General features: G+C 51.0%; 22 protein-coding genes. 10 read left to right on the top strand and 12 right to left on the bottom strand.

Going from position 1 to position 19,488, the window contains the following annotated elements; all coding sequences use genetic code 11:
* Positions 1-89: 89 nt before the first annotated feature.
* From ABIC15_RS07775 to ABIC15_RS07765, 3 genes are read right to left on the bottom strand one after another with little or no spacing between them, the layout of a single operon-like run.
* The gene (locus ABIC15_RS07775; RefSeq protein ID WP_114595929.1) at positions 90-1,070 is read right to left on the bottom strand and encodes a FecCD family ABC transporter permease; all 981 of its coding nucleotides are present in this window, start codon (positions 1,068-1,070) and stop codon (positions 90-92) included.
* Positions 1,071-2,063, bottom strand: a complete 993-nt coding sequence (locus tag ABIC15_RS07770; RefSeq protein WP_188004256.1) for a FecCD family ABC transporter permease — start codon at positions 2,061-2,063, stop codon at positions 1,071-1,073.
* A gap of 55 nt (positions 2,064-2,118) precedes the next feature.
* Positions 2,119-3,048 carry an ABC transporter substrate-binding protein gene (locus ABIC15_RS07765; RefSeq protein ID WP_354020371.1) on the bottom strand — a complete coding sequence of 310 codons (930 nt, stop codon included), beginning with the start codon at positions 3,046-3,048 and terminating at the stop codon, positions 2,119-2,121.
* A gap of 169 nt (positions 3,049-3,217) precedes the next feature.
* On the opposite strand from ABIC15_RS07765, the gene ABIC15_RS07760 reads away from it, so the two are divergent.
* Together ABIC15_RS07760 and ABIC15_RS07755 are read left to right on the top strand one after the other, a co-directional pair.
* Positions 3,218-3,979, top strand: coding sequence for an arylamine N-acetyltransferase family protein (locus ABIC15_RS07760; protein WP_354020369.1), 762 nt, complete (start codon positions 3,218-3,220; stop codon positions 3,977-3,979).
* Positions 3,980-3,993: 14 nt separating this feature from the next.
* Positions 3,994-4,473 (top strand): NUDIX hydrolase, encoded by a 480-nt coding sequence (locus ABIC15_RS07755; protein WP_354020367.1) that lies wholly within the window; start codon positions 3,994-3,996, stop codon positions 4,471-4,473.
* Positions 4,474-4,536: 63 nt separating this feature from the next.
* Here ABIC15_RS07755 and ABIC15_RS07750 read toward each other — a convergent pair whose 3' ends face one another.
* From ABIC15_RS07750 to ABIC15_RS07730, 5 genes are all read right to left on the bottom strand, one after another.
* Positions 4,537-5,247: a DUF554 domain-containing protein gene (locus ABIC15_RS07750; protein ID WP_354020365.1), complete on the bottom strand. Its 711-nt coding sequence runs from the start codon at positions 5,245-5,247 to the stop codon at positions 4,537-4,539.
* Positions 5,248-5,301: 54 nt separating this feature from the next.
* A complete protein-coding gene (locus ABIC15_RS07745) occupies positions 5,302-6,219 on the bottom strand; it encodes a DMT family transporter (RefSeq protein WP_354020364.1) in 918 nt (305 codons plus the stop codon).
* Positions 6,204-6,875: a GntR family transcriptional regulator gene (locus tag ABIC15_RS07740; RefSeq protein WP_354020362.1), complete on the bottom strand. Its 672-nt coding sequence runs from the start codon at positions 6,873-6,875 to the stop codon at positions 6,204-6,206. Before ABIC15_RS07740 ends, ABIC15_RS07745 begins: the two co-directional genes overlap by 16 nt.
* 342 nt (positions 6,876-7,217) lie before the next feature.
* Complete coding sequence (locus tag ABIC15_RS07735; protein WP_354020360.1) at positions 7,218-7,766, bottom strand: GrpB family protein; 549 nt, start codon at positions 7,764-7,766, stop codon at positions 7,218-7,220.
* 341 nt (positions 7,767-8,107) lie between these two features.
* The gene (locus tag ABIC15_RS07730; protein ID WP_354020358.1) at positions 8,108-8,875 is read right to left on the bottom strand and encodes a CPBP family intramembrane glutamic endopeptidase; all 768 of its coding nucleotides are present in this window, start codon (positions 8,873-8,875) and stop codon (positions 8,108-8,110) included.
* A gap of 163 nt (positions 8,876-9,038) precedes the next feature.
* Here ABIC15_RS07730 and ABIC15_RS07725 point away from each other — a divergent pair, with 163 nt between their 5' ends.
* The 4 genes from ABIC15_RS07725 to ABIC15_RS07710 are packed head-to-tail and all read left to right on the top strand — an operon-like array spanning position 9,039 to position 10,583.
* On the top strand, positions 9,039-9,362 hold the full coding sequence (locus ABIC15_RS07725) for a PadR family transcriptional regulator (RefSeq protein ID WP_354020356.1): 324 nt from the start codon (positions 9,039-9,041) through the stop codon (positions 9,360-9,362).
* Entirely contained in the window at positions 9,363-10,124 is a 762-nt protein-coding gene (locus ABIC15_RS07720; protein WP_354020354.1) for an HAAS domain-containing protein, read from the top strand. It abuts the gene before it with no gap.
* A gap of 3 nt (positions 10,125-10,127) precedes the next feature.
* The gene (locus ABIC15_RS07715; RefSeq protein WP_318093040.1) at positions 10,128-10,301 is read left to right on the top strand and encodes a hypothetical protein; all 174 of its coding nucleotides are present in this window, start codon (positions 10,128-10,130) and stop codon (positions 10,299-10,301) included.
* A gap of 39 nt (positions 10,302-10,340) precedes the next feature.
* Positions 10,341-10,583 carry a hypothetical protein gene (locus ABIC15_RS07710; RefSeq protein ID WP_354020352.1) on the top strand — a complete coding sequence of 81 codons (243 nt, stop codon included), beginning with the start codon at positions 10,341-10,343 and terminating at the stop codon, positions 10,581-10,583.
* A gap of 70 nt (positions 10,584-10,653) precedes the next feature.
* Here ABIC15_RS07710 and ABIC15_RS07705 read toward each other — a convergent pair whose 3' ends face one another.
* Positions 10,654-11,889: an MDR family MFS transporter gene (locus ABIC15_RS07705; protein WP_354020350.1), complete on the bottom strand. Its 1,236-nt coding sequence runs from the start codon at positions 11,887-11,889 to the stop codon at positions 10,654-10,656.
* Between the two features lie 102 nt (positions 11,890-11,991).
* On the opposite strand from ABIC15_RS07705, the gene ABIC15_RS07700 reads away from it, so the two are divergent.
* Both ABIC15_RS07700 and ABIC15_RS07695 read left to right on the top strand, forming a co-directional pair.
* Positions 11,992-13,617, top strand: coding sequence for an ABC transporter substrate-binding protein (locus tag ABIC15_RS07700; protein WP_354020348.1), 1,626 nt, complete (start codon positions 11,992-11,994; stop codon positions 13,615-13,617).
* A gap of 178 nt (positions 13,618-13,795) precedes the next feature.
* Positions 13,796-14,950, top strand: a complete 1,155-nt coding sequence (locus ABIC15_RS07695) for a globin domain-containing protein (RefSeq protein WP_354020346.1) — start codon at positions 13,796-13,798, stop codon at positions 14,948-14,950.
* A gap of 300 nt (positions 14,951-15,250) precedes the next feature.
* Here the strand turns inward: ABIC15_RS07695 and ABIC15_RS07690 are convergent, their stop codons facing one another.
* Positions 15,251-16,450, bottom strand: a complete 1,200-nt coding sequence (locus tag ABIC15_RS07690) for an MFS transporter (RefSeq protein ID WP_354020344.1) — start codon at positions 16,448-16,450, stop codon at positions 15,251-15,253.
* Between the two features lie 235 nt (positions 16,451-16,685).
* On the opposite strand from ABIC15_RS07690, the gene ABIC15_RS07685 reads away from it, so the two are divergent.
* Positions 16,686-16,982: a hypothetical protein gene (locus tag ABIC15_RS07685; protein WP_354020343.1), complete on the top strand. Its 297-nt coding sequence runs from the start codon at positions 16,686-16,688 to the stop codon at positions 16,980-16,982.
* Positions 16,983-17,062: 80 nt separating this feature from the next.
* Here ABIC15_RS07685 and ABIC15_RS07680 read toward each other — a convergent pair whose 3' ends face one another.
* A complete protein-coding gene (locus ABIC15_RS07680) occupies positions 17,063-17,821 on the bottom strand; it encodes an SDR family NAD(P)-dependent oxidoreductase (protein WP_354020341.1) in 759 nt (252 codons plus the stop codon).
* An 84-nt stretch (positions 17,822-17,905) separates the two neighbouring features.
* On the opposite strand from ABIC15_RS07680, the gene ABIC15_RS07675 reads away from it, so the two are divergent.
* Positions 17,906-18,286, top strand: a complete 381-nt coding sequence (locus ABIC15_RS07675; RefSeq protein WP_354020339.1) for a MerR family transcriptional regulator — start codon at positions 17,906-17,908, stop codon at positions 18,284-18,286.
* Here ABIC15_RS07675 and ABIC15_RS07670 read toward each other — a convergent pair.
* Positions 18,283-19,353 (bottom strand): threonine aldolase family protein, encoded by a 1,071-nt coding sequence (locus tag ABIC15_RS07670; protein WP_354020337.1) that lies wholly within the window; start codon positions 19,351-19,353, stop codon positions 18,283-18,285. The genes ABIC15_RS07675 and ABIC15_RS07670 overlap by 4 nt on opposite strands.
* Positions 19,354-19,488 lie beyond the last annotated feature (135 nt).

Below are 19,488 nucleotides of genomic sequence, written 5' to 3'. Positions count from 1 at the left end.
TGATTTACTGTTCAACTCAAAAAAACACCGCCTTGTCGCACAGTCTCTCAACAGAGAAACGGGTACAAGGCAGTGTGTTTTGGTCGCATTCACGCGCGGTTTTTCCGCAGCAGATACAAGAAGTACGGTACACCAATGATTGCTGTGATCAATCCGGCCGGAATTTCAAGCGGCGGATGAATCCCGCGCCCAATCGCATCGGCTACGACCAACAGTCCGCCGCCGACGAGAACGGCCATCGGAATCAACAGGTGGTGCCGGTGACCGATCAAACGTCGGGCCATATGCGGGGCAACGAGTCCAAGGAACCCGATTGATCCGACCATCGCGACGGCGACACCAGCGAGAACAACAGCAAGCGCGAGAAAGACATACCGGGTTCGTTTCATCCGTAACCCGAGACCGATCGCCGCGTCTTCACTGAGTGACAGAATATCGAGTTGCCGGTGTCCAGACCAGATGGCGAGTCCGAGAATCAGAAAGACCGGCGCCAGGACATACACTTCCGTCCAGCCTTTGCCGAACAGACTGCCGGCAAGCCAAACGAGTGAATCATTCGTCTGGAGCGGAAACTTGATCAACAGATATTCCGTTCCCGACGCACAAATCGCACTGACGGCGATGCCGAGCAAAGCAAACGAACTGTGTTGCAGCTTGCCGTGATCGGCAAGTAACATCAGGGCAATCATCACGAGTGCCGCTCCGCCCATCGCTGCAAGCGGCGTCAAAACGAGCGGACCGTCCGGAAGTAACGCAATTGTCAAAACGGCAAACAAGGCCGCTCCGTTCGTCACGCCGATGACGTCCGGGGAGACGAGCGGATTCCGGATGATCGCCTGCAACAAAACACCGGATAGGGCAAAACAACCGCCGGCGAGTAACGCGAGAAGTGTCCGCGGCAACCGGTAGTTCAAGACGATGAAGGCACTTCCATCTCCTTGCAGGGCTGCGACAATTTCACCCGGTTTCAAGTAGACGGAACCGACGCCGAGCAACAGAAAACTGAGCACAGTGACAAGGAGCGACATGAGGACGAGACCAAGCCATGGTTGTTGACGGAGTCTGTTCATTTACGCCACCCCTTTCGTCTGACGTTTCGCTAAATACAAGAAGAACGGCGCCCCGAGTAATGCCGTCACGATCCCGACCGGTGATTCATAGGGATAAGCGATGAACCGGGCGAGGACATCGGCAGACGTCAGCAACAGTCCGCCGCATAACGCGGACACCGGCAGGACATACCGGTAATCCTCCCCGACCAGGCGCCGGACGATGTGCGGGACCATCAGACCGATGAAGCCGATGGCTCCGGCGACGGCAACCGTCACACCGGCCAGCAAGACAACAGCGACGGCTGCCAGCATCCGGATTCGGGTGATGTTTTGCCCCAGTCCGACGGCGACGTCCTGACCGAGTTGGAAAATGGCCAGCGATTTGGCCAGGCTGAAGGCTAAGATCAAGCCGATGATTGACCACGGCACAATCAACCGGACTTCAAGCCAGCCGCTGTCACTGATCGAACCGGATAACCAGTACAAGACATTCGTGATCCGGTCATTGAACAAAATCAACCCTTTCGTCAAAGACGTCAGCAACAAGTGGATCGCCATCCCGACGAGGGCCAGTTTCAGACTCGTCATGCCGCGGACAGAAGCAAACGAAAAGACGAGCAACCCGCCAATCATTGCACCAAAGAAAGCGAAGTACACGAGATTGGCCGTCCCGAGCGCCGGGAACAGCAATAACGCGAGAACCACGAACAACGAGGCTCCGGCGTTGACACCAAATACCTGCGGCGAGGCGAGCGGATTCCGGGTGACGGCCTGCATCAATGCTCCGGCGACGGCTAGGTTTGCCCCGAGTATCAGTCCCAGTACTAATCGTGGTAATCGAAGTGTCGTCAGGACCAATGTTTCTTTTGACAAATCACCGGATGACCATTCCCGGATGGCTTCGAGCGGCCGGATCGTCGTCACGCCGAGAAACAGACTGAGATAGGAGCTGAGTCCAATCAGCACAATAAGTAGAACGAGCAAACGGATCAATCGTGTTTTCCGAATCATCAACGGCTTCCCCTTTCATCAACAAAAGCCAGATTGCTCTGGCTCGTGTCGTCGTTTATGATTTTTTCGGATACAGCAGTTGAATCGCTTCGTCGGCGATTTGTTCCGCTGCGTCCAGTCCGCGGTAACGGGTCCACAAATCACGATTGACTTCGTAGACTTCACCTTTTTTCACAGCCGTGATTTGATTCCAGAGCGGATTCTTTTTCCACTCGTTGAGCAGTTTCGGGTCGGCTTCCGCCATGAAGATGACGTCCGGATCCCATTTGACAATCTGCTCCAGCGTAATCGTCACAGTTGGTTCTACTGTTTTCGTGATGGCATTATCGATGCCGAGTTTTTCAAGCAGTTCCCCGTCAAACGATGTCTCTCCGTGTGCCGTCAATGAATCGGACCGGAAGACACCGACCATGATTTTGCGTTGATCGTCCGGATCGACTTTTTGTTTGGCAACTGCGAGCCGCTTGTCATGCAATTTCAGTCGTTGCTCCATTTGATCGGTCTGCCCGACGGCTTCCGCGATGCTCTTGAATGATGCAAGGTTTTCCTGATAGGTCGCATTCCGGCTTTTTAAGATGATCGTCGGTGCGATTTGCTGCAATTGTTTGTAGATTCCTTTATGCCGGTTGAAATCTCCGATGATCAAGTCCGGTTTCAGCGAGCTGATGACTTCGAGATTCGGTTGCTGGCGTGTCCCGACTTCCGTAAAGGAAATCTTCTTATCGAGCAGCCCCGATACATCATCCTTGTTTTCCTGTGCGATGCCGACCGGTTCAATACCCAGTTCGTCGAGCGCATCGACGAACGAGAACTCAAGAGCCACGATCCGTTTCGGATGGTCCGGTACGTCCGTTGTTCCTGCTTCATGCGTGACAGCGTGCGTCTTTTTCGTCGTCTCTTCTTTCGCTTGTCCGGCACATGCCGCAAGCATCAGACAACTCATTACAATAAGCGCTAATGCGCCGGTCATTCGTTTTCGTAACATGAGGAGCCTCCTTCTTCATCCGGAATGAGAATCATTCTTAATTAATCCTGTTTCAGCATAACAAAGTTCATCACGAAACAAAAGACCAAATCTTATTTTCAGATAACATGTATCCTGTCATGAACGGGAATATGCGATAATGGAATCATCGATTAAAGGAGGAATTGTCTTGTCTACATTTATTAAAGACGTAGCCGGCCGGATCCATTATCCGCTCGGTCATACGTTAACGTTTGCCGATTTACCGGCGCTGCTTGAAGCCTTTGCCTATCACCTGCCGTTTGACAATGCAGCGGTTCTTGAAAAAGAGTCGGTTCCGTTTGACCAGAACCGACTACGACAGACCTTCATCGAACGTCAGGCTGGCGGTGTCTGCTATGATCTCAACCATTTGCTGTACGAAGTGTTACGAATCAAAGGGTTTGACGTTTCACTTCTCAAGGCGACCGTCTTCGATCAGGAAAATGACGTCTGGTCCGCGACCGGTCCGACCCACGTCGCCGTCCTGCTGTCGCACCAGGAGCAGACCTATCTCGTCGATACGGGATTCGGTGTCAATCTCGCCTTACGCCCAATTCCTCTGACCGGAGAAACGATCACATCACCGAGCGGCAACTACCGGATTGCCCCGAACGGCGCCGGTTATCAGCTGGAGATGTTACGGACCGGTCAGGATGACGAGTTTGTCATCGGGTACCATTTCTACACGCAACAGACGATCGAACCGGCTGCTCTATCCGAGATGGAACAGATCATCCAGGAACATCCGGCTTCCCCCTTCAACAAACGCAGTCTGCTCGCCATCCGTAAGGCCGATGGACACCGTATTCTGACACGACAGGCGTTGACGACCTGGACCGACGGCAAGAAAACGATTCAACCGGTCACATCCGACGACCAGTACGCGGCCTTTAAACACGACTTCTTTTAAGGAGATGAGGAGACTTGTATCGTTATACCCTCTGTTTGATTCGCAAGAACGATCAGTTGTTGCTGCTGAACCGGCAAAAACAACCGGCGATGGGGATGTGGAACGGGGTCGGCGGTAAAATCGAACCCGGCGAGTCCCCGGCAGAATCCGTCATCCGGGAAACGTTTGAAGAAACCGGTCTGACGCTGACCGCTGTCCAGTTCTCTGGCACGATTCTCCTGCAGGCGGACGAGACGGTCGGAATTTATTTGTTCCTTGCCGAACTGCCGTCTGATCAGCTCCTCGTGACACCGCTCGCGACCCGGGAAGGTATTCTCGACTGGAAACAGCTTGACTGGATTCTTCATCCGGACAATACCGGCGTCATCAGTAATCTGAAGGCTTACCTGCCGCACGTCTTAAAACAGACGACACCACAGCTCCACACGTTTCACTATGACGGGCACCGGCTGCTTGAGCACCATATTTCTGAACTGGAACAAACCATTCGTTAAAAAAGACATCCGTTTGCCTGCTGCTGACCGAAATCAACAGTGCAAACGGATGTCTTTTAAGTTTCAGTTAAAACCAAGCAGTTCCAAACCGGTCACGATCAATCCGACCATTACGATTCCGGGTAACAAGTTCGCGACCCGGATTTTGGTGATGCCGGCTAGATTCAAGCCGATTGCTAAAATCATCACACCGCCGGTCGCCGTCATCTCCACGATGAATTGCTGAAGGATAGCGTCCGGAACAAATTGCGTAATCGCCACTGCGCTGAGAGCAATTGCTCCTTGATAAACGAGAACCGGAATCGCCGAAAAGATGACGCCGATCCCGAGCGTCGAACTGAGGACCAGTGCCGTGAAGCCGTCAATCAGTCCTTTTGTATAGAGGACGTCGTGGTCTTGGCGCAGCCCACCGTCCAATGCTCCGAGCACGCCCATCGCCCCGATGACGAAGATTAATGTCGCAGTGACGAATCCTTCGGCGATGTTTGACGGTCGCCCCCGTCCGATTTTAAGTTCAAGCCATTCACCGACTCGATTGAGTTTTTCGTCAATCCGTAACCATTCGCCGATTGCTCCGCCTAAGACGAGACTGCCGATGACGATTAAAAAGTTTTCGCTTTTCAGCCCCATCTGGACACCCAGTACGACGACGGCGAGACCAATCGCTTGAACGACGGTTTCTTTCATCCGTTCGGGAATTTTATGGAACAACAAGCCAAGTAATGTTCCGACAATGATTAATCCTGTATTGACGAGTGTTCCGGTTAAGACCATACTGCTCCTTCTTTCCTTGTTAAAAATTTTAAGCTAATATGGTAATTGAAATAATTAATGTTCTGGAACTGACTTTTGCTCTGCCTGCTTCAGACTATGGATGGTCATCCCGAGCATGACGAGGAGCATCCCGATCAATGCCAGTCCGGTCGGAAAGACGGCATGTAAAAAGACCATCTCACCGAGAATCGTGAATAAGATCTCAAACGATTGCGTCGCTTCAACTGCCGCCAACCGGATCGGTTCGGTCCGGACAAGTGTCGTCGCATAAAAAAACAGCGATGTCGCAATCACGCCGGAGAACAGCGCGACCAGTCCCGACTGTCCGACTTGTGACGCCGATGGCAGACCCACCTGCAGGTAAGCCAAACTCGACAAGACAAACCAGAACGGCAGACTGGCAAGTGTCATCCCGAGAATCCGGTCAAATACACCAAGTTCATCGCCGTACCGCTCCATCATCTTCCGGTTGCCAAGCGGATAGGCAACCGCAGCCAGAATCACCGGCACGATCCCAAGAACCAGAGTCGTCACCGACACCTCACCCGCAACCGACAGTTGCATCAGCAGGACACCGGCAACAATCAACAGCGAATAGCGGAGCGACGCCCAGGGAATCGTTTGCTTGAACAGTGGTGCCAGCAACGGTCCGGCCAGAATCGTCACTTGCCAGGTGCCGGCAATCAACCAGCCCGGTGCGTAGTCCGCGGCGAGACAAATCCCGCTGTAAAAAATACCGAAGCCGATCGTGCCGTACGTCAGCCAAAACCAGGGTGCTGCCTGGAGCGCCGACCAGACACGACCAAGGCGGCGCCGGTAGCCGACAATCACAATCAAAAATGGCACCATCAAGTAAAACCGTAAGGCGGCGCTGTAAATCCAATGTCCCCCGCTCCCTTGCATCGATTGATTCAAGATGAAGGTGACAGCGAAAAACAGGGCTGACAGGATGCCAATCACGATTGGTCGCATGACGTCTCCTCCTCTAAGGCCGCGACCAGATGTCGTCCGAGACCGTTCCAATTTTGTTCCGTCGTCCGGACGAGTGCTTCCGCGTCCCGCTTCTCACAAGCCACCAGAATCGCTTCGTGATCGGCCATCGAGTCGTGCCCGTGCCTAGAAAACTGGGCATACTCCAACCGGCGGATCAGCGGTGTCAGCCGGTTCAACGTCTCGATCAGTTGACCGTTTTCGCTCCGGGCAAGGAACAACCCATGAAAAGCATCGTCCAGCCGCAGTGCAGCTTCGGCATCGTCTTGCATGATCGCTTCCTGAAACGCCTGATGGATGTCTCTTAACTGTTCGATATCTGCTGCTTTGAGCAACGGCAATGCGAGACGTGCCGCTAATGCATGCAGTGTCGCGACGATCGGAAACGTTTGCCGGGCTTGCGTTGCGTCCAACCGGGTGACGTTTGTCCGTGACCCGCGTTTCGCGACGACGAGTCCCTCCTCTTCTAATTTCTTTAACGCTTCGCGGACCGGTGTCCGGCTGACACCGAATGCTTCGGCCAGCTCCTGATCGTTCAGCTTTTGCCCCGGTGCGAGTGTTAAGGTGATGATTTGCTGTTGCAATCGTTGATACACTTCTTCACTTAAGGAAGTTCGTTGAATCGGTTGATTTTTCATACAACTAATATATTACATATCAATTCTAACTGTACAGTCTTTTTTTTCCAAAAAAATGAAGCAACCAAAATCGGTTGCTTTAGATTGCAGATAAATCCCCATTTCCACTTTCTTGAAAATTGATTGATTGTAGCCAAACGGTACAACTTTCGGTCCCTACTATCGGATAGAGCGGTATCGCCCTGTTCCATTCCTTATACCGCAGTGCTTTATCGTGTTTTAATCGAATCACATTGTTATAATACACAAAAGTTTTGAGTCACATGATAGTATTTGCTCGCAGACAAAGTTCGCTCCCGCGGTATAAAATTTAAGTATTAATTTGTTAAAGCATCAGTATCATCAATCCGCTAATACTCGATTAATAAAATCACCTTTTACCCGCGTATAGCGTTCTCGATCATCCCTATATTCTTTCGCCAATTTTTTTTTAATTTCTCCGTATTCTTTTATGAGAGATGGATCAGCTCTCAGCTTATCGCGAAACTTTATTTGTTCTTCCCAACGTATCTCGTTTACTTGGATGAGTTGTAAATGAGCTACTCGCTTATCCTTCTCCACTCGTACAAAAAACCTTCTCCAATACTGACCATCCAGTTCAGGTGGTACATAGTTCCAATCATGCGAAACAAGCGTGTCGACAATTTCATTGATTTTTTCGAATGATATGACGCGTACCATCACATCGATAATGGGTTTGGCCGATAAACCTGGAACGGCGGTACTACCTATATGCTCTACCTCTTTGATGTCAAATTGTGAAAGAATGGTAGACAGCTTTTTTTTCTCCTGCAAACCTCGCCGCTCCCATTGTGAACTTGAAGCTTGTATTTCAACTGTTTCGTAAGCCCAGGCTGGAATAGATGAAGATTCATGATTTTCACCCTTCATGATTTCACTCCCTCTTCTTGATATCTAATATGTTATTTATGCCAGAACAATTAAGTTCTTCATTGCCAGACGACGACACGTGACTGATACAGAGAATATGCCTTTGCCTCTTACATTTGCTCGACCTGTCCGTTCCTTACACAGTGCACGAAGAGTCGTTAACATCAAAAAATGATTTATCATCATCTATGGCAAGATGCAATGGTTGCTATTGAGCATTCACGGTACACTCGCTCCTGAAATCCCCACTGGAAATTCCTCATTCCGAATCATTCTGTAGCTGTGTAGATAACAAACTGAAGCAACCAGAATCGGTTGCTTCCTGTAGGTCCCCTGTTCATTCACGTCGCAAGCGGTCGTTTCAAATGACTGAGATCATGCCGCTTGAGCAGCAACAGCTGAATCAGAATCGCCAGGGCAACAAACACTTGCGTCACGAGATTCGGGATTGCGAGATTCACGTTCAGAACATCCGCGGCGATACTTGAAAAATCCCACAAGGCGTGGAAAAAGATCAACGGCCACAGATTGTTGAGCTTCAGTGCAATCAAGGCAAAAAATAATCCGAACAAAAACGTATTGCCGAGTTGAAAAATCATCGCACTTACCGGAATGAAGGCAATCAAATTCAAGAGATGAAACGACGAGAACAAGGCCGCACTGATGACAATCGCCCGGTACGGGTGACGTTCAGGATGGAGATTGCGTAAGATGATGCCACGGAATAAGACTTCTTCGTTAAAACCGACGAACAATGTCGTCACGAATACGATGGCGACAAGCTGAATCGTTGCTGCGGACAGGTCGTCATAGGAAGCAACCAACGCATTGACGACGAGGACGACTTGATACAGCACAATCAGCAGAATTGGAATGTACCAGACGAGTCCCCGGATTTTTAACGGGGAGAAACCGACTGCTTCAAATGAACTGTTACGACGGATGAACCAAATTAAAAAAATGGCGGTCAAGATTTCACCAAAAATCGCAATCCGCAACAATTCCGGATTTCCATACTGAATCCCGAATCCAAATGCCGAGACGGCCATGACAAGCGCCATGATCAAAAAGACAACGGCTGCCGAGATGATGATCGTCCGTTTTTCCACCTTTGTCTCCTCCTTACATGAGTGACTGGTTTTCCGCTCCTTTTACCTTTTATTTACCTCGTTCCCGTCAAACATAATCCTGACTTTCCCCATTACCTTGCAATACATGATAGTATGAGATACACTTACCTTGTATTACATGATAGCGAAACGAGGAATAATGATGTCATCCACCCAAATGTTAAAAGGAATTCTCGACGGTTGTCTCCTCGCCTTGATTGCCGAAGAAGAAGTATATGGTTATGAACTGGCAACACAACTCGCCGCCCACGGTTTTGCCGACGTCAGTGAAGGGACGATCTACCCGCTGCTGATGCGGATGCAAAAACTCGGCTGGATCGAAGCAACGCACCGTGTCTCTCCAAGCGGACCAAAACGGAAGTATTATACCGTGACGCCGGACGGCCGAACGGAACTGGCCGCCTTTACGACGCGCTGGCAGAAGTTATCGGCAAGCGTTCAACATATTCTGAAGGAGGAGTCTTAAATGCAGACCTTATCTCCCGCATCCGTTCGATTTTTGGCGGACTTAAAACTCTATTTACTCGCATCCGGCAAAAATGAACAGGCGACGCAGGACATCGTGACGGAACTCGAGAATCACTTACAAGAAGCAGAAACCGACGGCAAGTCGACCATCGCGATTACCGGAGCCAGTCCGGCCGACTACATGAAATCCATCGCATCGGAAATGACGACGGATTACCGTGAATCGGTTGCCGTCCTCTTGCAGATCATCGCCGGCGTGTTCAGTTATTTACTGTTTCAAGACCTGCTCGACGGACCGCTCGCGTACAGTCTTTATTTTCTAATCGGCTTCATCGTGTTGATCAGTCTCTTTCTGATTGCGCTGAGCCGATTGTTTCGGTACAGCGCCACGCATCCCGACTCGAAACGGTCATTCATCTGGTTCGGTCTTTACGGCAGTCTGACATTCCTCTTGCTGATTGGACTGTTTTTCACGGATTCGCTCGTCTCTTCGCCGATGATTCATTTCTCCTGGTGGAGCAGCTGGCTGATTGGTCTGTTTGCCTTTTTATTCACCGTCTACATGGCTTACCGGGCAAAAACTTGGATTTTACCGATTGGTCTGCTTGCGTACCTGTTGCCGCAAGTCGTGATCCGGTACGGATTTGACGGCTCGCCACTACTCGCTGTACTGGTCGCTTATCTCTTTGCCACCGTCACGATGACCGGTCTGTTTTTTTACGAAACCAACTTCAAAAAGTCGGAAACTATGGAGGATTAACCGATGTCTCACACGCTATTATTTGTTGTCATCCTTCTGTCGCTCGTGATTTGGTTGACACTCTCAAAAGAAGTCTCGAAATCCTCAAAAGAAATCAACCGTCCCAAAATGCTGACCTTGTTGAGCGCCGGCTGTCTGTCGACGCTGATTTTGGTTCTCGCACTGGTTCAACGATAACCACCATGTTCCTCCAATCAAACGGTAAGGAGACATTTCATGAACTTCAAAATATTTCTTCTCAGCTTCATCCTGATTTACCTGCTGCTCAATCTTCCCGCCTTCTTCGGAATCGGCTACGTGATCGACTGGGTACCGGAAGCGACGCTCGGTCAGAAGTTCAACGGTTATGTGATCGCAGGGCTCGGAAACCAGTTCCTGCTGAAAAGCTTATGTGCCGTGATTGCAAGTATCGTCCTGAGTCTTCTGCTGTCTAACCGTAAAGTAGGAAAACGTATGTAATGCCACACGAAGACGTCCCGCTCTGTTGGAGTAGGACGCCTTTTGCTGTATTTCTTGAGTAGAATCGGGATTAAGAAGCCTGTTGTTTCTCGACGACTTTTTCTTTCCGGAACAAGCCGAGATAGACCAGCCCGAGTCCGAGACAGACGATCAGTCCGATGTAGACACTCATCATGAACGGTGCGAGCATCGCTCCGAGAATGATCGTCGAGCGGGACAACAGATCGGCACCGGCATGTGACGTACTGGCAAATGCCGAGTAGGCGCCGCGTTGGTCGGCCGGCATCATGTTCGCTTTTTCCGCATTCAGCGTCGGGGAATAGAGCAGCTCCCCGATTGTCGCGATGAAGATGAACGTCAAGAGCAGCGTCAGTGAATTCGCACTCGTCACGGTCGCATAACCGATGATGTAGAGGACCAGTCCGCCGACCAGCGCCTGTTTATTCGTAAACCGGTTCGAGAACCGTTGAATGAAGAATGTCAGACAGACGACGAGAATCGTATTTTCAATGTTGATCAGACTGAGCATCCGGACGCCGTTGACGGTCAGGTCGCCGATCGTCACCGTGTCGAATTCGTCCGCCAAGCGGACGGCGACGTAACTGCCGATCGAAAATTCGGCCGCGAGAATACACATCGAACCGAAGACGACTTTGACGAACGGCCGGTCACGCCAGGCGATCTGATAACTTTTTCCGAGATCTAAAAATACATTCCGGAGCGGTTGTTTCTGCCAAACGTGTTTCGATTCGTCGAGCAAAAAATGATAAGCGACCGGCAACAGCAACGACGTACACGTCAACAGACTGAATAAAAACAACCGGTTGCTGACGTAAAGCCAACCGCCAAGCGCCGTTCCGAGGGCGATCGACAGATTGATCAGCCAGTAATCAATCGCATAGACCGCACGCCGGTTTTCCGGTGTCGTCGCATCGATGATGATTGCACTCATCGCCGGCCGTCCAATGTTGCTCGTCACTGTGAAGATCGCATAGGCGAGCGTAAAGAGCAGCATTTGATTGGCGGCAAGACTGATCGTCATGATTAAAAACATCAAACCGTTCGCCGTCGTCGACAGGACGAGCAGGCGTTTCCGCGGGAAGCGGTCGGCGAGGTAACCTCCGATCAAGCCGATCAGGAAGCTGATAATCACCGTTCCGATTAAAAAAATTCCGGCAAACACTTTGTTGTACGCTTGAACAAATAACAGTGCCATAAACGGCATGATGGCGAACGAAATCGTCCGGTTGATAAATGATGTGACCAACCTGACTTTAATTGGTCGAGGCATTTCTTTCCATTTCATGTTTTCACCTTCCATTCTCTACCTGTATACTAAACAAGACAAGTAGATAAAAAAATGGACATCGTCAGAAAAAGATGTCCCCTTTTAGAACGGAGGAATACGATGGATGCTTATTTATTCACATTATGGAAAACCTGCCGCGAAGGTTCGTATTCGATTGCCGAACTGGCCGACACCATCCATTTAAGCCCAAAACAAACGAAACGGTATTTAACGCGCTGGCAGGAAGACGGTTGGCTTGCGTATACGAGCGGTCGGGGCCGCGGTCATTTGACACGGCTCGTCTGGCTCCGTCATGTCGAACGCGAATATGCGAAACAGATGCTCGAACGGATTGAACGGGAATCGGTCGACGCCGTGACGGAAGAACTGAGCTGGGACTGGTCGCCGGCACAAACGGGACGGTTCATGCGAAAGCTTGAGCAAAAGTTCGGTTATACACAGGAATCGTCCGATGCCCTGCTGATTCCACGCCGACGTCCTTTTTTAACGACCGATCCGCTCGAAGCCGCCGACATTCACAGTGCCCACCTCGTCCAAAACGTCTTCAGCCGGTTGTTCGCGATTGACGCAGACGGCAAACTGCAAGGTGAACTGGCCCATCATTATGCCTGGAACGGTCCCGTCCTGTCACTCTACTTACGAAAGGATGTCCGCTTCCATGACGGTTCGCTCTTAACGAGTAAGGACGTCACGAAAAGTCTCCGGAAACTGGTTGCCTATCCCGCTTATGCCAAATCGTACCGGCATGTCCAACATATTCAATCCAATGGACCGTACCAGGTTGATATCACGTTGGACCAGCAGCGCCATTCGCTGCTGCCAAAACTGGCGACGATCCATACGAGCATCGGCAAGGACAACGTCGGGACAGGACCGTTCCAGCTGACCCGAAACGATCCGAAAAAGACGGTGTTATCCGCCTTCCCGAACTATTACGGCATCCGCGCTCTGCTCGACCGGATCGAGTTCATTCAGATGCCCGATGCCTATGATCCCGTCTACCGGACATCACGGTCGGACTCCGGTGAAACGGATACGATTTCGACCCAGTCCGGTTTCGGCCTCGTCTTTTTGAATCCGCGTCCCGGTGGCCCGTTCGAACGACCGGACGCGCGGCACTATATTCACCGGTTGATTGCCGCGATCCGTCCGTCGATCCAGTCACTCAGTGAACGCAGTTTTCCGAACGACCGTGGGTTTCTTGAACAGTTCAGTTCCGTCCATTCGCTTCCGGAAGGTCCTGCCGTTTTGTTTACGCAACCGCTCCGGATCAAGCTGACTGACTTTACGGACAAGGTGACACGCTGGTTATGCGAGACACTCGACGCGCAAGGAATTCCCTATGAGTTCGTGCCGATTGGTTTTAAAGCGAGCATCACCGATTTTCATGCCTTTGACACGATTGATCTCGCCGTTCACGCCGAAGTCTTTGAACGGAACTTGCCGGTCGCCTTTCATCAGTTTTTAACGAATGATTTTTCCCCGCCGGCGAAGATGTTCCGGCAGATGCCGGAGATGGACAAATGGATTGACCGGTACGATGAGACGCCGTTCGAAGATTGGATGAGGTTACACCAGGCGGTCGAACGGCATTTAATCGACTCGTCCTACTTCATTCCGTTGTATGATGATACGCGGATTATTCCGTTTCCGATTGAGCTGCAAAATATTACGATTGATTCGTTCGGCTATTTGGACTTCTCAAAACTGTGGATTTCCTCTTGACCTCCGACCTTCCTCGGAGGTTTTTTGTCGGTTGCTTGACGAAATGATGGCGTACTTGTGACAAATATCACGTACTTTTTTAAATCTAGTATTTTATCTATTGCATTAAAATGATTTCTGACAGATACTGAAATCGAACCTGATCCGATCACCCATTATCCGAAAAGGAAGTGTCTTTATGTTAACGTCATCGACAATCGCCATCATCAAATCAACCGTCCCGGTGCTCGCTGAACACGGTCACAGCATTACACGTGTCTTCTATCAGCGCCTGTTTGAAAATCATCCGGAAATGAAACATATCTTTAATCAATCGAATCAAAAAAGTGACCGCCAGTCGCAAGCTTTAGCGACAGCGGTCTATGCGGCAGCTGCTTACATTGATCAGCTCGAAACGCTCAAACCGACGTTATTGCCGGTCCTCCATAAGCACCGCAGTCTGCAGATCAAACCGTACATGTACGACATCGTCGGAACGGAACTGATCGGTGCGATCCAGGACGTCCTCAAAGACGCAGCGACACCGGACATCATCGACGCCTGGACAGCCGGCTACGGGGAAATCGCCAAGCTGTTCATCTCGCTCGAAGCGGAACTGTATCAACAGGATGAACAGGCAACGGACTTTGAAGGGTATCAACCGTTCGTTATCGAAACGATGACGACTGAATCAAGCGACATCAAAGCGTTTACGTTACGTCCGGCAGACGGACGACCACTTGCTCCGTACCAAACCGGTCAATACGTCACAGTCCGCCTGCAGGCACCGGATGGCTTATGGCAAAATCGCCAATACAGTCTGACGACAGTCGCCAACGGCACATCGTACACGATCGGTGTCAAACAGGACGGGTCCGTCTCACGTCAGCTGCACGGTCTGTCCGTCGGTGAAAAGGTCCTGCTCAGTGCACCGGCCGGTTCGTTTACATTAACGGACGCTTCGACTCCGTTCGTCGGTCTTGCCGGCGGAATCGGTTTGACTCCCCTCCTCGCGATGACCGAAGCGGCTCTTGCGGTTGGTCGTAAAACGACGTTATACGTCGCCGTCCAGGACGATCTCGACCGCCCGTTCGCTGAACAATTGGCCCGCTTTGAAGAACAGGGAGCAACGATCATCCGCTATGCGGAACGTAATGCATTGCCGGGTACAACACCGGGACGCTTGTCGGTGGATGATGTAACGAACATTGACCGGGCGGCCGACACGTATGTGTGCGGACCGGAAGCGATGATTCAGTTCGTCCGCCGCTACTTTAGCGGTCAGGCGGACAAATTGCACTTTGAAGTGTTCGGACCAAGTCTGGCACTCGAAGCACCGACCGCCGTTTCTTAATGCCTCTCTATTGTTGACGACAAAAAAACGGACGAGACTGAACCCTTGAGAAAAGGGTAGTCTCGTCCGTTTTTTCATCATAACAATCGACTCTACGGTAATATGTACGTTGTTATTTTTCAAGCTCCGGTGTCATCCGTCGCCATAAGACATTCAACATGACCGTCATTCCACCGATCGGAATCAAAAACATCAACGCAAGCATCGCCATTCCATCCATCTTTTGCATTCTCCTCTGTAAGCGTTTTTTTAAGTATAACGCCCCCCGTTTCTCCTGCCCTCCGCCTGAAGGCCGATTTGTCATCCGACCTCGTCCCGTCGCACTTCCGTCGCCGGTGATTTACGCTGAAGTCGTAGGATCAGCAGGATCAACAGACCGCTTCCGGAAAAGAACAGAAACACGGTATCGATCGCAAACACGGTCGTCAAATAGGCCGACAATCCGAAGAACAACGCCGAACTGAAGGTTGAAGCAGAGACCATCGCCGAACGGATCCGTCCGAGCAGGGCGTCCGGTGTCGTCTGTTGCAGTAACGTCGAGAACGGGATTCCAAACAGACTGAGCGCCATCCCAAGCAACAACATCCCGCTGAAGGCAAACGGCAGAGATGTCGTCAGTCCGATCAGCAGGGTAAAACCGCCCTGCAAGACCATCGACAGATAAAACATCTGTATCAGATCAATCCGGTTCGCAAGTCGCGCATACAACAGCGACATGCCGATCCCGCCGATGACGAGGGCCAGTTCGAGCAGCGAAAACGTATTCGCTCCACCCCGGATGACGTCTTTCGCAAACGGCGCGAGTAACGCGTTGACCGGTGTAATCATCCAGTTGGCGAGGATACCGAAGACGAGAATCCGGATCAAGCGGCTGTCCCGCGTTAAATAAGTAAACCCTTCCCGTAAATCGGTCCAATAAGTCAGTTGCGGTTTAACTGCCGTGTCTGGTGCCGACCGTAACGGGAACAACAGGAACCAGGCGATCAGGTGGACGACGGCTTCCATTCCTAAAATCACCGTAATCGAAAATCCACTGATTAATAAACCACCCGCCAATAGTCCGGCCAACGTCCCGACCCGGTCGAGCGTACTCAAATAGGCATTGGCAACCGGCAACTGCTCGGACGCGACGATCCGGGTGACGACTTTAAACGCCGTATTGCCACCGATGACCTGCAACAGCATCTGAGCCGCAAGCAGACTCAGCAACGGCAGAAGGACTGCCTCCGTTTGCGTCAGGAGATACCAGACGGCACCAAGCAGTAAAAACCGGATCAAGACGGTCGCTTTCAGCAGACGGACCGGCTCGATCCGGTCAATCCACGGTCCGACCAGACTCGAACTGATGAAACGGATGACAAACACGGCACCGATGACTAACGAGACGGCTGCCGGCGACAGCAGTCCGGCACACGTCCAGTAGATCGCGATATAGGAGATGCTCGCTCCGACAGTTGCAATCAGGTCAGAGACATAAAAATAACGAAACAGGCGGTTCATTCCAACTTCTCCTCTCACAAGCGGGTTCTCTCCCCCGACATTTTCTCTTTCATCAGTTTACACTTTTTTACATAACCAGGACAGAAGCATTTCCATTTTTTACAGAACGTGTTTTTTCCGACATCTGTTCGTCATATTCGACGGATCTTGTTATCGACTTCTCATCGGACTGTAACGCAGAAGTCGTCCGAAGTCCTCTATACTGAACACAGAAGGAAGTGAAGAGCCAATGAGAATGCATACACGTACAGTCACCCATCATGAATCGACGGATCATCCATCGGAAACACGGCTCGGCTATTACTTTTTATTAATCGTCTTGCCGCTTGGTTTGGCGCATCTTGCGCAGTCGCTGATTCCATCAGTCGATTCCCATCAATCGTTTTTATTATCCATGCTTACAATTTGCGCAATCAGTCTGTTTTCGATTCTTGGAAGCCGGACCGACGGCAGTGCTAAAACTACCTTTTTCAGCTACGCGCTGTTTTTAGTCGTCAGTTTAACGTCGACGTTTGTCATGCCGCTGATTTAAGATGAACTACATATCGTTTCATCTGCTTCAGACACAAAAAAAAGCCAGTTTCCGCAATGCGGAAGCTGGCTTTTGATCTTTTACTTATTCGCACCGACATACGTAAAGAGTGGTCCGCGCAGTTCAAACGAATAATCTTCCGCGTTGACGATGCCGACGATTTGATCACTGTCGAGCAGTTGATCGAGGAACGTCGCCATCTCTGCCGCCGTATGGTACTTGGCGACGTTTTTACTGTAATCAAATCCAGCTTCCCCGCGTGATCGGTCGGCGAATTCCGTTTCCGTCGCCGCCGGTGCGAGGACTTTCGCCCGCAGTTTCGCCCCAGAATTTTTCAATTCCTGTGCGAGTCCTTCCGTATAGGCGCTGACATAAAACTTCGTCGCGCAGTACGTGACCGCGTTCGGGACGATCCGATAGCCGCCACCGGATGAGACGTTCAGGACCGTCGTGCCTTCGACATCATGATAATCATGGACATAGCGGCTCGTTAAGACCGTCAAGGCTTCGATGTTCAGCCGGAGCATCTTTTCAATTTTCGGGACTGACACATCTTTGACATTGTCGAAATCACCGAATCCGGCATTGTTGATCCATGTCTCGATATCGAGATCTTTCAACGAGTCATACAGTTCGTGGACGTTGGCCGATTCCGTTAAATCAACGGACCGGAGAATGACATCACTGTCCGGTGCCAGGGCTTTGACTTCATCGCGTAATTTTTCCAGTTCATCCGTCCGGCGGGCAACGAGAACCAGTGATTTTCCTTTTTTCGCAAGCACTTTTGCCGTTTCGTATCCGATACCGGAGCTGGCTCCTGTAATGACCGTGTATTTCATGAACAATTCCCCATTTCTGTTTGGTATAGTGAAAGTCTACAAGTTAGAGTCAACTCTAAGTCAAGCAGGAGAGGTGTGATTAAGATGTATACGATTTCAGAAATCAGCCGATTAACCGAGACGACGGCCCATACGATCCGCTATTACGAAAAAGAAGGACTGTTATTCCCGACCCGCACCAAAAGCGGCGTCCGGCGTTATGATGAAACCCAACTGACGTGGCTCCGCTTTGTCCTGCGGCTCCGGGCGTCGCATATGCCGATCGATCAGATCCGGGAATATGTCGAACTGTTCCTCGCATCGTCCGAGACGCACGATACGTCGCTTGAGCGGCTCCGTCTCCTTGAAGCACATCAAGAAAACGTCCGCCGGCAACTCGCGGAACTCGTCCGGACGGAACAGATGATCACGGAAAAAATTGCCGTTTACGAACAGCTCCATCCGTCAGTCAAAGAAACGTTTTAAGAAAAAGCTTGCCGGAGCCGGGCAAATCCGGCGTCTCGCATTTGCGGATCCAGCTCTCCGTAAGCATCGCCGACACTGATTTCTGTTGAACAATACCCGTCTTTGTCGACGAGATAACCTACGAACCCGAGCCCCGTCTGTTCCTGGACCTGCTCGAGTTTCGGGGAAACGTCCGCCGCCTGTCCGTCAAAATGAAGGTGGAACATGTTCGAGACCGGAACTTCCGGTGTCGTATGGACGCCCGGTAAGGCATTAAACTGCTCTGCCAGTTGTTTTGCCTGCTCATAGTACTGCCCCATCCGGTCCTTTCGCAGTTCATAATAATAATCGGCCGAAACGATGTACGGATACAAACTGATTAAGTCCCCGCCGTAACGCCGCTTCCAAATTCGCGCCGTCTGACAGAATGCTGCCGGGCCTGCGAGAATCGCACCGGCAATCCCGCCGAGTCCTTTATAAAACGAGATATAAATACTGTCAAACAAGCCGGCAATCTCCGCTGCCGTCTTTTCATAATACGGTAACATCTCAAACAGCCGTGCGCCGTCGAGGTGCAGCCGGATTCCCCGTTCGCGGCAGTACCGGCTGATCGTTTCGAGTTCACTGAAAGCCGGAGCGACACCGCCGATTTCCCGTTGCGGCAACTCGAGCAACAGACAGGCGATGTCCGGTAACGCCTTAATTTCATCGAGCGTCATCAGCCGGTCCGCTGCGCCGACCAGAATCGTTTCGATCGGGTGCAACTCCTTCAGTCCGTCCTGCTCATGGATTTCGAGATGACAGAGCGGATGGTAAGCGACAGTCCGGTTGTCCGTCTTGTCCGACCAGATCCGTAACGCCACCTGTTGCGCCATCGTACCGCTCGGGAAAAAGACGGCATCGTCCGTTGCGAGCAACTCCGCAAACTTTTGTTCGAACGGTTCGATGATTGATCCCGTTCCGTATTGATCACTCGCCGTCCCGTCTGCCACTTCTTCAAAAGCGGTTTTTAAGACGCCGACATTCCGTTTTCCGTGTCCACTGATCTGACCGGTTGCTTGTTGAAAACTTGTGCGTAAGCGATTCATGGGGTAACCTCCATTTATTTAGGAAATAATGACTATTTTTGGCTCATCACCATAACACGTGGTTGCTATTTTAACCACCAAGCTCGAGGCGCAATCTCAAAAAGAATCGTTCGAGGTTTCGGTAGCCATAACCAC

Source organism: Exiguobacterium sp. PvP048 (assembly GCF_040549175.1).
In the GTDB taxonomy this organism is placed as follows: Bacteria; Bacillota; Bacilli; order Exiguobacteriales; family Exiguobacteriaceae; genus Exiguobacterium_A; species Exiguobacterium_A artemiae.
The sequence above is the reverse complement of the archived record's forward strand: the minus strand, read 5'-3'. Positions and strand labels throughout refer to the sequence as shown.

Coding starts and splice junctions, on each gene's coding strand:
- ABIC15_RS07775 (WP_114595929.1), bottom strand. CDS start 1,070: ATGAACAGACTCCGTCAACAACCATGGCTTGGTCTCGTCCTCATGTCG.
- ABIC15_RS07770 (WP_188004256.1), bottom strand. CDS start 2,063: ATGATTCGGAAAACACGATTGATCCGTTTGCTCGTTCTACTTATTGTG.
- ABIC15_RS07765 (WP_354020371.1), bottom strand. CDS start 3,048: ATGTTACGAAAACGAATGACCGGCGCATTAGCGCTTATTGTAATGAGT.
- ABIC15_RS07750 (WP_354020365.1), bottom strand. CDS start 5,247: ATGGTCTTAACCGGAACACTCGTCAATACAGGATTAATCATTGTCGGA.
- ABIC15_RS07745 (WP_354020364.1), bottom strand. CDS start 6,219: ATGCGACCAATCGTGATTGGCATCCTGTCAGCCCTGTTTTTCGCTGTC.
- ABIC15_RS07740 (WP_354020362.1), bottom strand. CDS start 6,875: ATGAAAAATCAACCGATTCAACGAACTTCCTTAAGTGAAGAAGTGTAT.
- ABIC15_RS07735 (WP_354020360.1), bottom strand. CDS start 7,766: ATGAAGGGTGAAAATCATGAATCTTCATCTATTCCAGCCTGGGCTTAC.
- ABIC15_RS07725 (WP_354020356.1), top strand. CDS start 9,039: ATGTCATCCACCCAAATGTTAAAAGGAATTCTCGACGGTTGTCTCCTC.
- ABIC15_RS07720 (WP_354020354.1), top strand. CDS start 9,363: ATGCAGACCTTATCTCCCGCATCCGTTCGATTTTTGGCGGACTTAAAA.
- ABIC15_RS07715 (WP_318093040.1), top strand. CDS start 10,128: ATGTCTCACACGCTATTATTTGTTGTCATCCTTCTGTCGCTCGTGATT.
- ABIC15_RS07710 (WP_354020352.1), top strand. CDS start 10,341: ATGAACTTCAAAATATTTCTTCTCAGCTTCATCCTGATTTACCTGCTG.
- ABIC15_RS07705 (WP_354020350.1), bottom strand. CDS start 11,889: ATGAAATGGAAAGAAATGCCTCGACCAATTAAAGTCAGGTTGGTCACA.
- ABIC15_RS07700 (WP_354020348.1), top strand. CDS start 11,992: ATGGATGCTTATTTATTCACATTATGGAAAACCTGCCGCGAAGGTTCG.
- ABIC15_RS07695 (WP_354020346.1), top strand. CDS start 13,796: ATGTTAACGTCATCGACAATCGCCATCATCAAATCAACCGTCCCGGTG.
- ABIC15_RS07690 (WP_354020344.1), bottom strand. CDS start 16,450: ATGAACCGCCTGTTTCGTTATTTTTATGTCTCTGACCTGATTGCAACT.
- ABIC15_RS07685 (WP_354020343.1), top strand. CDS start 16,686: ATGCATACACGTACAGTCACCCATCATGAATCGACGGATCATCCATCG.
- ABIC15_RS07680 (WP_354020341.1), bottom strand. CDS start 17,821: ATGAAATACACGGTCATTACAGGAGCCAGCTCCGGTATCGGATACGAA.
- ABIC15_RS07675 (WP_354020339.1), top strand. CDS start 17,906: ATGTATACGATTTCAGAAATCAGCCGATTAACCGAGACGACGGCCCAT.
- ABIC15_RS07670 (WP_354020337.1), bottom strand. CDS start 19,353: ATGAATCGCTTACGCACAAGTTTTCAACAAGCAACCGGTCAGATCAGT.